The sequence below is a fragment of the Clostridium acetobutylicum ATCC 824 genome (assembly GCF_000008765.1).
Taxonomy (GTDB): domain Bacteria; phylum Bacillota; class Clostridia; order Clostridiales; family Clostridiaceae; genus Clostridium_S; species Clostridium_S acetobutylicum.
In genome coordinates this window covers 3,546,634-3,559,072 of record NC_003030.1, presented here as the reverse complement: position 1 = coordinate 3,559,072, position 12,439 = coordinate 3,546,634, and the positions used below count along the sequence as shown (strand labels likewise).

At 32.0% G+C, this 12,439-nt stretch carries 12 protein-coding genes and 1 pseudogene; 8 read left to right on the top strand and 5 right to left on the bottom strand.

All coding sequences use genetic code 11. The annotated features are described in order from the left end of the window. Nucleotides 1–267 precede the first annotated feature (267 nt). Entirely contained in the window at nt 268–1,365 is a 1,098-nt protein-coding gene (locus CA_RS17390; RefSeq protein WP_010966652.1) for a slipin family protein, read from the top strand. A gap of 288 nt (nt 1,366–1,653) precedes the next feature. Next, on the top strand, nt 1,654–2,304 hold the full coding sequence (locus CA_RS17385) for an MBL fold metallo-hydrolase (protein WP_010966651.1): 651 nt from the start codon (nt 1,654–1,656) through the stop codon (nt 2,302–2,304). 1 nt (nt 2,305) lies between these two features. Here the strand turns inward: CA_RS17385 and CA_RS17380 are convergent, their stop codons facing one another. Further along, complete coding sequence (locus CA_RS17380; RefSeq protein WP_010966650.1) at nt 2,306–2,884, bottom strand: hypothetical protein; 579 nt, start codon at nt 2,882–2,884, stop codon at nt 2,306–2,308. 157 nt (nt 2,885–3,041) lie between these two features. Between CA_RS17380 and CA_RS17375 the strand changes: the two genes are divergently transcribed. Beyond that, nucleotides 3,042–3,962: an aldo/keto reductase gene (locus CA_RS17375; protein WP_010966649.1), complete on the top strand. Its 921-nt coding sequence runs from the start codon at nt 3,042–3,044 to the stop codon at nt 3,960–3,962. Nucleotides 3,963–4,019: 57 nt separating this feature from the next. Here the strand turns inward: CA_RS17375 and CA_RS17370 are convergent, their stop codons facing one another. Continuing rightward, nucleotides 4,020–4,877 carry a polysaccharide deacetylase family protein gene (locus tag CA_RS17370; protein WP_242663037.1) on the bottom strand — a complete coding sequence of 286 codons (858 nt, stop codon included), beginning with the start codon at nt 4,875–4,877 and terminating at the stop codon, nt 4,020–4,022. A 229-nt stretch (nt 4,878–5,106) separates the two neighbouring features. Between CA_RS17370 and CA_RS17365 the strand changes: the two genes are divergently transcribed. After that, complete coding sequence (locus CA_RS17365) at nt 5,107–5,451, top strand: cupin domain-containing protein (RefSeq protein WP_010966647.1); 345 nt, start codon at nt 5,107–5,109, stop codon at nt 5,449–5,451. A 58-nt stretch (nt 5,452–5,509) separates the two neighbouring features. Here CA_RS17365 and CA_RS17360 read toward each other — a convergent pair whose 3' ends face one another. Then, a complete protein-coding gene (locus CA_RS17360) occupies nt 5,510–6,643 on the bottom strand; it encodes a zinc-dependent alcohol dehydrogenase (RefSeq protein WP_010966646.1) in 1,134 nt (377 codons plus the stop codon). 165 nt (nt 6,644–6,808) lie between these two features. Here CA_RS17360 and CA_RS17355 point away from each other — a divergent pair, with 165 nt between their 5' ends. Beyond that, nucleotides 6,809–7,267, top strand: a complete 459-nt coding sequence (locus CA_RS17355; RefSeq protein ID WP_014519061.1) for a GNAT family N-acetyltransferase — start codon at nt 6,809–6,811, stop codon at nt 7,265–7,267. Nucleotides 7,268–7,281: 14 nt separating this feature from the next. Next, a complete protein-coding gene (locus CA_RS17350) occupies nt 7,282–8,247 on the top strand; it encodes a pectinesterase family protein (RefSeq protein WP_010966644.1) in 966 nt (321 codons plus the stop codon). A 39-nt stretch (nt 8,248–8,286) separates the two neighbouring features. On the opposite strand, the gene CA_RS17345 is transcribed toward CA_RS17350, so the two are convergent. Both CA_RS17345 and CA_RS17340 read right to left on the bottom strand, forming a co-directional pair. Continuing rightward, on the bottom strand, nt 8,287–8,892 hold the full coding sequence (locus tag CA_RS17345; RefSeq protein WP_010966643.1) for a DUF421 domain-containing protein: 606 nt from the start codon (nt 8,890–8,892) through the stop codon (nt 8,287–8,289). A 110-nt stretch (nt 8,893–9,002) separates the two neighbouring features. Next, nucleotides 9,003–10,997, bottom strand: coding sequence for an FAD-dependent oxidoreductase (locus CA_RS17340; protein ID WP_010966642.1), 1,995 nt, complete (start codon nt 10,995–10,997; stop codon nt 9,003–9,005). A gap of 248 nt (nt 10,998–11,245) precedes the next feature. Here CA_RS17340 and CA_RS17335 point away from each other — a divergent pair. Together CA_RS17335 and CA_RS17330 are read left to right on the top strand one after the other, a co-directional pair. Next, nucleotides 11,246–11,787: pseudogene (locus tag CA_RS17335) on the top strand (PadR family transcriptional regulator). A gap of 120 nt (nt 11,788–11,907) precedes the next feature. Beyond that, a complete protein-coding gene (locus CA_RS17330; RefSeq protein WP_013913614.1) occupies nt 11,908–12,438 on the top strand; it encodes a TetR/AcrR family transcriptional regulator in 531 nt (176 codons plus the stop codon). The last annotated feature ends 1 nt before the right edge of the window (nt 12,439 follow it).

Below are 12,439 nucleotides of genomic sequence, written 5' to 3'. Positions count from 1 at the left end.
GGAATTAAAACCTCTCTATAGAAGACCTTCCAAGTCTTTTTTTAAAGATACTAAGAGCAGTATTCGTGTTGCAATTAAGAGAAGGACTAGACTTTATATAACAACATAGTTACAGCCTTGTGAATTTAGGGATACCGTTTTGTATTTTTTATCTCCACGCCTCTAGAGGAACCGAGATAAATTAATATTAACTTAACTATATTCCCGCGGTAGCTATGTGAATACTGCTATTATTATCAAAATTTTATTAATAAGGAATGAAGAACTATGAAGATTATTATAAAAGAAAATGAAAGAGGATACCTGTTTAAGGATGGAATATTCATAAAGCTACTAAATCCAGGTAAGCATTCGTATATATGGGGGAATTATGAGATTAAAAAGGTGAATGTAGATAGCATGAAAGAAATATCTACATCGGATATGGATATTTTTTTAAAGGATGAGAATTTTAAAAAAAGCGTGGTTAAGATAGATATACCAGATGGCAAGCTTGCCGTACACTACGTAAATGGCAGAAAATTAAATGTTTTAGTGAGTGGTGAGTATGCTTATTGGAACATTATAAAAAAGCATACCTTTGAGCTTATTGATATTTCAAAACCAGAGGTTCAAGAGAGTATTGATAGAAGCTTATTTAAATATATGCCAGTAAGCTTGTACACAAAGATTGAAGTTTCAGAGGGCCAAAGAGCAGTAGTGTATTTTAATGGTAAATTTCACAAAGAACTTTCAAGTGGAGTATATTATTTCTGGAACAGCTGTATTAAGGTCACGTATCAGCTTGTGGATATAAGGGTTCAGAAGCTTGAGGTATTGGGACAAGAAATTTTAACAACGGATAGAGTTTCTCTGCGCATTAATTTTGTGTGTGATTTTAGAGTGGTGGATGCTGTAAGTATTACTTCTAAAATAAAGGATTATGCAACTCAACTTTATACCTTTTCACAGATGGTAATAAGAGAGTATATTGGGAAATTTAAATTCGATGATATACTAAATCAAAAAGAGGAAATTGGAGGATTTATACTTTCAAGGCTTAAGGAAAAAGAAAGAGAGTATTACGTGGAGTTCATAGGTGCTGGTATAAAGGATATAATACTTCCAGGAGAAGTGAGGGATATAATGAACACCGTTTTAATAGCTGAAAAGAAAGCACAGGCTAATGTTATATCAAGACGTGAAGAAGTAGCATCTACTAGGAGTTTATTAAATACGGCTAAACTTTTAGATGAAAATGAAACGCTGTATAAGCTTAAGGAAATGGAATACTTAGAAAGAATATGTGATAAGGTAGGAAGCATATCTCTTTCAGGAGGAAATAACCTCCTAGGACAATTAAATGAACTGCTTTGTCAAAAATAGAGGCTTGAGATAAAGTCTCTTTTTTAAAAATATTTAAGTAAAAAAATGTATTTAATGTAAAATAATTATTAAGTTTCATTTTTATGTAACGATAAAAGGGTAGTAAATGCATTTACTTAAAATTAGTTATGTATATCCAATTTTGCCTCGATAGAAAAATAACATACGCTTATACCATATTTAATTTATATAAGGAGCTTCCAGGGTAAAACATAATTTCCATGGAAGCTCCAATTATTATACATAGGTTATAATGTATTTAAAGTATTAAATTTTGGAGGAAGTAAAATGAAGGAAATAATAAATAATGTTTATATGCTTGATGGTACAAATAGCAGTCACGTTTATTTGATAAAGCAAAATGGAAATAATATACTTATTGATACTGGAATGGTAGGATTATTTAAGAAAATAGAATCAGAGCTTAATTCTGTAGATTTAAACATAAAAGACATTAATAACATTTTACTTACACACCATGATATAGATCACATTGGAAATGCTAAAATGCTTCAGAAGGCTTCAGGAGCAAAACTGTGGATATCAAAAGAGGATATGCCGTATGCTTGTGGAAAATTAAAAAGAAAAGGTGTTAAGAGAATAATTCAGACATTAATAAGACAAGAGGCATTAAGTGATATAAATACATATGAAGAGGGACAGAAGTTTTCTAAAGCATATATAATAAAAACACCAGGGCATACTCCTGGTCATGTGTCAGTATTATATGAAAATGTATTATTTAGTGGAGATTTGTTTAAAGTAAAGGATAAGTCCATAAAATTACTTCCAAGATTTATGAACTATAGTGAAGAAGAGATAGTAAAATCAATTAAGGCTTTAAAAAAGTTAAAGTTTGAATGGATTTGTCCTTCACATGGAAAACCCATTTCAGCTAAAGAAAAAAGCTGGACTGACTTTGTAGAGAGGTATCAGTAGTTTATATAGCCTCTGATTTTTCGAAGAGTCTATCTACAATACCGTATACTTCGTCCCAATTATAAAATCTTATAATATTTTGATTTAATGGTTTTCTATTATAGTAGGTATCTATTAAAAGTACTTTGAAACCAGCTTTTGAAAGCTCAAGAGCATTGTCGTAGTTATCTTCTATAAATAAATCACAGTTTAGCTGTCTAGCTGTTGGAACTTTATGATGAGTGCCCAGAATAAACAGGCTATCGTAAGGAATTTCTTTTTTTCTTAAGTAACTATAGGTCAGAATAGTAAGATCCCGTTCTCTTGCAGTTACAAAAAAGATATTATTATTTTGGCTGAGTTTTGTTATTACGGACTTTACATCTTTTCGAAGCTTTTGTTCGCTGTGAAGTTTATATTTATACTTCTCATAGAACTCATTATATTCTTCTAATGGTACATTTAGTATTTTGTGTATATAATACTGAGTTGCGTCCTTTTCTGTGATGCTAGTTTTAAAATAACTATTACATAAATCAATCCAATAATAAGCGTCTGTAATAGTTCCATCAATGTCAATACAAATGTTTAGTTGTTCCATGTGCTTCACCTTCCTTTTTATGATGCTTGTTTTAAGTTTATATTACTAAATTAAAGTTAAGGCTTTATTAAGGGAATATTAAATGTTAGGGTATATTAAAAGGAGAGGGTAGCTGGATGGTTTTATTAGATTATATAGTCAAAAGGGGTGTTTATTAATGAAAACTTTAAACATAGGTAAAGGAGAGCTTTCTAATGTATCTGAGATTTCTCTTGGGTGTATGAGGCTTAGCGAACTTACTGTAAGTGATGCTAGTAAACTTATTAGTACTGCACTTGAAGAAGGAATTAATTTCTTTGATCATGCTGATATATATGGTGGCGGTAGATGTGAGGAAATTTTTTCGGAAGCAATTGATATGAAACCTAGTGTTAGAGAGAAGCTTATAATACAATCAAAATGCGGCATAAGAAAAGGATTTTTTGATTTTTCAAAGGAGCATATTTTAAATTCAGTAGATCAAAGTTTAAAAAGACTTAAAACTGAATACTTAGATGTTTTACTTCTTCACCGTCCTGATGCATTAATGGAGCCTGAGGAGGTTGCAGAAGCATTTGAGACGTTAAGCTCGAGTGGAAAGGTTAGGCACTTTGGAGTTAGTAATCAAAATCCTATGCAAATTGAGCTTCTAAGTAAATATTTAAATAATAAGATAATAATAAATCAACTTCAGCTTAGTATAATGCATACGGGAATGATTGATGCAGGACTAAACGTAAATATGAAAAATGAGGCTTCAATTAATTGTGATGGAAGTGTTCTGGATTATTGCAGATTGAACGATATAACAATTCAGCCTTGGTCACCCTTCCAGTATGGCTTTTTTGAAGGGGTATTTTTGGATAACGATAAATTTCCAGAATTAAATAAAGTAATAAATAACATAGCAAGAGATAAAGGTGTTAAGAATACGGCTATAGCAATTGCTTGGCTTTTAAGGCATCCGGCTAAAATGCAGCCAATAGTTGGTACAACGAACGTTAATCGTTTGAAGGATATTTGCAAAGCTTCAGATATAGAGCTTACAAGGAAGGAATGGTACGAAATATATAGAGCAGCAGGAAATAAATTGCCATAGGATATGAAGCTATATAAAGAAAAAGCAAGAGAGTTCTCTTGCTTTTTCTTTATATAATTACGAGATTTTATCAAAAGTATAACCTAAGTTTTTCAAGTATTGAATTACCTGTGGTAGTGCGTCTACTGAGGTGGTTTTTGCAGCGGCATCATGCATTAAAACAACTACGGTATGCTGATTACCTGTATTATGTTCCAGGTTTGACATTAACGTAGGAACAGGAGCAAGCCTATATTCAGCATCGCCAGTTTCATCATTCCAATCTAGATATCTATATCCTGCATTTGTTACAGCTTGCCTAAAAGGAGCCAATCTAGTCTCTCTTGGTGCGCCAGAACCTCCAGGAAATCTAAGTAGCTTTGGAGTATATTTATCACCTAAAATTGATTTTAAAACAGAATCGCATCTGTTAACATCAGCTAAAAATTCATCAGTTGATTCATTATAACGTATATTGTGAGAATAAGTATGGTTACCTATAGAATTTCCATATTTATATTCTAACTTTACCAAGTCAGGATGCATTTCTGCGTTTTTACCAAGAATAAAAAATGTGGCTTTGATTTTATTAGCATTTAATATATCCAATATTTTTGTAGTATTAGGAGATGGGCCATCATCAAAGGTTAAATATGCTGTTTTTTTAGGATTGTTTTTTTGAAGCTTCCACGGTTCAAGGTATCCAGGAATTATTGGAGCTTTTTTAGCTAACTTGTCTGCTTTTGAATTATGATGTACTTTTTTAGAAAGAGCAGCTTTATTTTTGAATTCATTTGCAGCTGCAGTAGTTTTTTTTCTATAATATGTTCCAAATATAAAAAAGCAAGTCCAACATATAATAGCAGTGCAGCCTACTAAAATGGAACGTTTAATTAATATTTTTTTTCTTTCATTTGGTTTATTCAAAAGATTCACCTTCTAATTGTATTTTATAAGATCATTAAATCACTATACTAATTATAGTATTAAAAGAAAAATCTTCAAGAGAAATATGTAAAATGTTCTATACTAAATTAAAATTCATTATGGAGAAATTATTATAATAAAACTCCCTTATTTTATTTACATAGAAATTAGGAAAGTTTGTGCTAAAATGTTATGTAGAGAGACAAGTATGAAATATTTAAGGGGAGGATTGAACATTATGAATGAGGCTTTTGTATACGGCAAAGAAAGAGAATTTGAACCAGCAGGAGAAGGGATAAAAAGAAAGATATTAGCATTTGGTGAAGAACTTATGGCTGTTGAGGTGCATTTTGAAGAGGGAGCTGTAGGAGAACTACATAATCATCCTCATACACAGCTTTCATACGTATTAGAAGGAGAATTTGAATTTCAAATTGATGGAATTAAGAAAGTAGTGAAAAAAGGAGACACACTTTTTAAATTACCGAATATAGTACATGGCTGTAAATGTCTTAAAAAGGGAGTGCTCTTGGATGTGTTTACACCTCATAGAGAAGATTTCATAAAAGGCAAGAATTTATAAGTTAAGGGGGTTTTGGCATGTATGTTTGTTACCAAAACTCCGTATTTATATAAAGATTTTATGGTTTTAATATGACTTTTATACAATTATCAAGTTTATTATTGAATAAATTATATGCTTTTTCACCATCAGAAAGAGACATAGTATGAGTTATTATATCAGTAGCATCAAATTTATTTTGCTTTATGAGATCTAAAATAACATCTACATAAGAATGTGCTGGGCATTGACCAGTTTTTATGGTTATATTTCTAGAGAAGAAGTCTCCAAAAGGAAAGTTATTGTATCTTGCACCGTAAACGCCGACAACAGATACTGTTCCACCTCTTCTTACTGCTTGAGTTGATATTTCTATTGCGGACTTTGAACCACCCTGTATTTTTAATAGAGTTTCTACATTTTCAATAGGAGACCTTTCTCCGTCCATTCCAACACAGTCAATTACAACGTCTGCTCCTCCATGAGTTATTTCTTTGATGTATTCTCCTGTATTGTCGTAGTCATTGAAGTTTAATATTTCTGCTGAGTTGTATTTTTTTGCATGCTCTAATCTATAGTCTATGTTATCTACTGCGATTATTCTAGAAGCACCTGCATAAGCTGCCCATTTTTGAGCTAAAAGTCCAACTGGACCACAGCCAAGAACGACTACGGTGTCACCTTGCTTAACTCCTCCATTTACTATTGTGCCCCAATAAGAAGTTGGAAGTATATCAGTTAGAAAAAGAACCTGTTCATCTGTAAGATTTTCAGGTACTAATTTAGGCCCAAAGTTTGCATATGGAACTCTTAAGTATTCAGCCTGACCGCCATCGTAGCCTCCCATTAAATCACCGTATCCATATATAGCACCAACTTCACCATGCTCGTTTGAGTTATCGCATTGGCTAGAAAGACCGTGAGTACAGTACCAGCAGTGACCGCAGGAAACAGGAAAAGGCACAATTACTCTATCACCTTTTTTTAAGTTTGTGACTTCCTTTCCTGTTTCTTCAACAATTCCCATTGCTTCATGGCCTATAATAAATCCATGAGGAACTTTTGGCATGGTTCCACGAAGAAGATGAAGGTCGGAACCACATATTGTAGTAGAAGTTATTTTAATAATTGCATCATCATTTTTTATGATATTCGGGTCATTTACATTTTTAACCTTAACATTGTTCATGCCTTCAAAAGTTATGGCTTTCATTTAAAACATCTCCTCATAAATTAAGTGTAAAGCAAAGATTTAGCTAATGAGTTTAGTATTTGAGTATTGTTATTATTTATGCTGTATAAATAATAACAATAATGGACAATTAAAATGGTATTAATGTATAATTAAGGTATTATTATTTTAGGATGTGAATTGATTATGGAGGAGTTTCAATTTGTAAATGGAGATGCGGAATTATTAGAGTTAGTAAAGCCTTTATGGGAAAAGTTAAATGAGCACCATAAATGTGGTTCCAAGTATTTTTATGCTAGATATGAAAAATTTAAATTTGAAGATAGACGTAAGAGCTTTACAAATAAAGATACTAAATCATTGAATATTGATTTAATTAAAAGAAATGATGAATATGTAGGTTACTGCATAAGTACTATAAAAAATAAAAACTTGGGAGAGATTGAGTCTATTTTCATTGAAAAAGAGTGCAGAGGCTTTGGATTAGGTGATAAATTAATGACTAGAGCACTTAAATGGTTAGATAAAAATGGAGCAGATAATAAAATAATAGGAGTAGCAGAGGGAAATGAGAAAGTTCTGGAGTTTTATAAGAGATATGGTTTTTATAAGAGAACAGTGATTTTGCAGCAGGTGAAAAATTAAAAGGGGTGTTTATTTTGATAGTATCGAAAAATGATGATGGGGATTTTGATACAATACAAAAAGCAGTGGACAGTGTGTCTAAGAACAATAAGAAAAGGGTTATTATAAAGGTTAAAGCTGGAGTTTACAAGGAAAAACTAAGTATAAGAAAACCTTTTATAAGTCTAATTGGTGAAGATGTAAGTAGCACGGTCATAACCTTTAATGATTCAGCTAATACCTTGATGGCTAATAAAGAGAGAATGAGAACTTTTAACTCCTATACAATGTTTGTGGATGGCGATGATTTTATTTGTGAAAATATAACTGTAGAAAATAATGCAGGAGACGGAGATCTAGTAGGACAAGCAGTTGCGGTTTATGCTGATGGCGATAGAATGATTTTTAGAAACTGTAGATTATTAGCAAACCAAGATACCCTATTTACAGGACCACTTCCTCCAAAGCCTATAGAGGGAAACAATTTTGGTGGGCCAAAGGACGGTATGAAAAGAAGAGATGTAAGGCAGTATTATGAAAATTGTTATATAAGAGGAGATATAGACTTTATATTTGGTTCCGCCACTGCTGTATTCAATAAATGTGAGATTTTTTCTAATGATAAAAATAAAGAGGTTAATGGGTTTATAGCAGCAGCCTCAACGCCAGAAGGAAAAGAATTTGGATATGTATTCTTGGATTGCAAATTCATAAGTGATGCAAGGAAGCATACTGTTTATTTAGGAAGACCTTGGAGAGACTATGCAAAAACAGTTTTCATAAGGTGTTTTATGGGAGAACACATCATTCCAGAAGGTTTTCATAATTGGAATAAGGCAAATGCTGAAAAAGAAAGCTACTATGCAGAGTATAAAAGCTATGGTCCAGGTGCAGCAAATGATAAAAGAGTTAAATGGGCGAAACTTTTAAATGACAAGGAAGTAGAAAAGTATTCCATAACCAATATTCTTAAGGGAAATGATGATTGGAAGGTTATTTAAGTATATAAAAAAACAGAGTACATTGTTTGTGCTCTGTTTTTAACTTGGTTCTTTGTCATCACCTTCAAATTTATTAGTTTTGACTTCCTCAAATATATCATTTTTGGGGAGATTGCTAGGATTTATGCCATATTTCAGTGATTTTTTCATGTTAGATATTTCTGACATCATAAGATTAAAATCTTCCTTTGTTAAGGGCTTTTTTTCATCCTTCAATTCATATCCTAGTTGACCATCTAGCTCAATTGTTGCATATTTTAAATCCTCTATGGAAGATATGCCAGCTTCCCGTAGACGCATTTCTAGTTTATCTAGAGACATTCTTAATTTTCTTAATTTTACTAGATTGACTTTTCCGTTCTCAATTACCATGACTGATTTCCCACTAAATAGGTTTTCTAGAAAGTCTGATTTCATTTGAATGTATTCTGTGGCTATCATTAATAGGCCAAGAAGACAAGCTATAAGAATTGTTACAATAAGACTTTTGCTGACTATAGGTCCTACTAAAAGAGCACCTAAAGAAATCATTACAATGGTTTGAGCCATAGTCATTTGAGATATAGATTTTCTTCCAGCTATTCTTAAAATGAAAGTTCCTGCTAAAAAGAGAATAATTGTTTTGAATATTAAGTTGAGTTCCATTTTTATCTCCTTTAAAGTTATGTATACAATTATTATTTAGCAGTGTTAGACTTTTTATTCTTAGTTTAATTAATATCAATAAAAAAACCCCTTTCGGGGTTTTTTACTATTTATATATGGTTTGCAACTTCAAAAGCATCCCAAATACCATACATGATATTAGATACCTTACGAGCATCTCCTAGAAGGTAGATTTCTGGAATTTCAAATTCTAATTCCTTGTATAAGGAGTTTTCTTCTTTATATCCAACAGATAATATTACTGAATCACATGGTAATTCTTCTATTCCGTTTTCTGTTTCCATTTTAAGCAATCCATTTTTGTATCCTTTTACTTTTGAATTTGCCTTTACATCGATGCCATTAAAAGGTATTAATTTTTGAAGCATTTCGCTGTTTGCAGAACATAAAGGACCATTTAAAGCTAGTATTTTATTTAAGGCTTCAACAATAGTTACCTTTTTGCCTTTTTTAGCAAGATCTAATGCTAATTCGCAGCCTACTAGACCTCCTCCAACTACAACAGTTGTTTCTCCAGGATCTTTTTGTCCTAGTAATACTTCAGCAGCGGTGAATACTTTTTCGTCATCTCCAAGTGGGAAAACCTTTGGAGTTGATCCTGTTGCTACGATTACTGTATCAAACTTGGAATTTAAAATTTGTTCTTTTGTAACCTCGCTATTTAAGTTGACTTCAACGTTTAGCTCTTTTAAGGTATTTGTATACCAATCAGCTAATGCTATGTCATCTTCTTTAAAGCTTGGTGCTCCACCAGGTATAAGATTTCCGCCTAATCTATTGCTCTTTTCATAAAGTACAGGTTCATGACCTCTAAGAGCTAGAACTCTAGCAGCTTCACAGCCAGCAACTCCTCCTCCAACTATTAATACTTTTTTGCTTTTAATTATTGGAGTAAGTGAGTTAGCTCTTTCCTTACAAGCTTGAGGGTTTACAGCGCAGTTTAACATTGAGTAATGTTGAACACGTCCCATACAACCTTCTTGACAGGAAATACAAGGTCTTATTGATTTGCATTTATTACTTCTTAACTTATTTACGTAGTCAGGGTCTGCAAGAAGAGGTCTTCCTAGACTTATAACATCGCAGGTTCCATTTTCTACAGCTTCTAAGGCCATATCAGGATCATCCATTCTTCCAGCGCAAATAACTGGAACATCAACAGTATCCTTCATTAATTTAGCGTATTTTCTATATAAGCCTTTTTCCTGGTACATAGGCGGATGACTCCACCACCATGAATCATAAGAACCAACATCTGTATCTAAAGCATCATATCCATAAGATACAAGAAGTTTTGCAGCCTCAACACCTTCGTCAAGGTCTCTTCCCTTTTCAACGAATTCTTCACCAGGAAGTGCTCCATCTCTAAGATCTTTAATAAAGCTTTTTGGTGAATATCTAAGTGTTACAGGGAAATCTTCTCCACAGCGATTTTTAATTTCTTCAACGATTTCTCTTGCAAAGCGAAGTCTATTTTCTAAGCTTCCGCCGTATTCATCGGTTCTATGATTAAATAATGAAATAGCAAATTGATCTATAAGGTATCCTTCATGAACAGCATGAATTTGAACTCCATCAAAGCCGGCCCTTTTAGCATTAAAAGCTCCTTCACCAAATTTTTTAACTATTGATTTAATTTCATCTACTGTAAGTTCACGACAAGTTTTGTCAAGCCATCTATGTTGAATTGGAGATGGGGCAACTGGAGGAAATTCTCCTAAGTTAGTAGGTATAGTAACTCTACCAAATCCACCTGACATTTGTAAAAATACTTTAGAATTGTATGCGTGTATTCTTTCAGTCATTTCTCTACCAGTTCTTACGAATTGAACTGGATTATGTGTTGGACAAGGACAATTAGGCATTCCGTGTTCTTCAACTTCATTATCTACAAAGGTAACTCCTGTTATTATTAATCCTGTGCCACCTTTTGCTCTTTCAGTATAGTAGTCTATTCCTCTTTGGTTGAAACCACCTTCACTATCAGCTAGTCCTAAAGGGCCCATTGGAGCTAATGCAAAACGGTTTTTGATTTCACATTTTCCAATTTTGATTGGTTCAAATAATTTCTTGTATTTGTTCATAAGTACCCTCCTCAATAACATTGTTAAATATTAGACAAATTTTTTTATAATACTTTATATTTCGTATATATTATAATATTGTTTAGAGAAATATGTCAATGTATACATGTTTATATTTATAAGATATTTTATTCTGCATCCAATGATGATAGAATGTTAAGTAACGTTAATATAATTTTTAAATTTGGGAAGTAATTAAAGTAAACATAGTGTAGTAAAGCTTATAAAAAAGAATGAGGTGCAATTAAGTGAGAAATTTAAAATATGCAATTTTAGGATTAATAAATAGAAAACCACTAACAGGATATGATATAGCAAAGGAATTTAATTCTGGTTTAGTAGAGTTTTGGTATGCTAAACACAGTCAAATTTATCCTGAGCTAAAAAAGTTAACAGATGAGGGGCTAATTTCATATAAAACCGTTATACAAGGGGAAAAATTAGAAAAAAAATTATATACCATAACGGAAAATGGGAAAGAGGCTTTACAAAAGTGGCTAAAAAAGGATGAACCTCTGGAACCTACACCTAAGGATATTTTTAGACTAAAGGCGTATTTTTGTGATGAGATGGATGATGAAACACTACTTAGGCAGTTTAAAATTGCATTGGAAAAACACACAGAAAAATTAGAACATCTTGAGGAGTGTATGGAGATGCTTTTAAGTGAAAAAGACGTATCTAAGGTTCATTCTCCAGAGTTTGGCGACTACATTGTTTTAAATGGAGCGGTTATGAGAGAAAGACCTATGTGGAGTGGCTTAAGGACTGTATAGATAAGATATCTTAAGGAAATTAAATACATAAAAGTGTAATAGGTGAATTACTGTTTTGGTAAATTTTTAATTGACAATTAATTGTAAAATAAAGTACAATATGAACATGGTTCATAAAGTTGGGGGATGACAAAATGCCTAAGATAATTGAAAATATAAGAGAAAAACTTATATTAGAGGGTAGAAAAACACTTATGGAAAAAAGCTATAGAGAACTAAGTATAAGAACAATAGCAAAAAATTCAGATATAGCAATAGGTACTTTTTATAATTATTTTAAAAGCAAAGAGGATTTTGTAGGTGAAATTTTTAAGGATGATTGGAAAGCAACTATAAGATCCCTAGAAGCACTTACAGATTCAAAGGAAGAATTAAAAGAAAAGATAAGAAAGGTATACCTAGCTATAGAAGGATTTGTGCATAGGTATATATCTATCTTTTATGAAATTGCAATGCTGGAGGGATATAAAAGTGAGGCCAGTTCAGATATAAAAGATATTTATATTAAAGTGGAAGAGATACTTAAGGTAGAAAGAAGTAGGGGTAATATAAAATCTGAACTTTCATCTGAAAAACTTACACACTTTGTAGTTTCTAATCTTATATACTTAAGCAAGAATAAATATATAACATTTGATGAATTATATGAACATATGAAGATATAAT

Excerpts from the sequence above, each read along its gene's own strand:
- CA_RS17390 (WP_010966652.1), top strand. The coding sequence starts at position 268 with ATGAAGATTATTATAAAAGAAAATGAAAGAGGATACCTGTTTAAGGAT.
- CA_RS17385 (WP_010966651.1), top strand. The coding sequence starts at position 1,654 with ATGAAGGAAATAATAAATAATGTTTATATGCTTGATGGTACAAATAGC.
- CA_RS17380 (WP_010966650.1), bottom strand. The coding sequence starts at position 2,884 with ATGGAACAACTAAACATTTGTATTGACATTGATGGAACTATTACAGAC.
- CA_RS17375 (WP_010966649.1), top strand. The coding sequence starts at position 3,042 with ATGAAAACTTTAAACATAGGTAAAGGAGAGCTTTCTAATGTATCTGAG.
- CA_RS17365 (WP_010966647.1), top strand. The coding sequence starts at position 5,107 with ATGAATGAGGCTTTTGTATACGGCAAAGAAAGAGAATTTGAACCAGCA.
- CA_RS17360 (WP_010966646.1), bottom strand. The coding sequence starts at position 6,643 with ATGAAAGCCATAACTTTTGAAGGCATGAACAATGTTAAGGTTAAAAAT.
- CA_RS17355 (WP_014519061.1), top strand. The coding sequence starts at position 6,809 with ATGGAGGAGTTTCAATTTGTAAATGGAGATGCGGAATTATTAGAGTTA.
- CA_RS17345 (WP_010966643.1), bottom strand. The coding sequence starts at position 8,892 with ATGGAACTCAACTTAATATTCAAAACAATTATTCTCTTTTTAGCAGGA.
- CA_RS17340 (WP_010966642.1), bottom strand. The coding sequence starts at position 10,997 with ATGAACAAATACAAGAAATTATTTGAACCAATCAAAATTGGAAAATGT.
- CA_RS17330 (WP_013913614.1), top strand. The coding sequence starts at position 11,908 with ATGCCTAAGATAATTGAAAATATAAGAGAAAAACTTATATTAGAGGGT.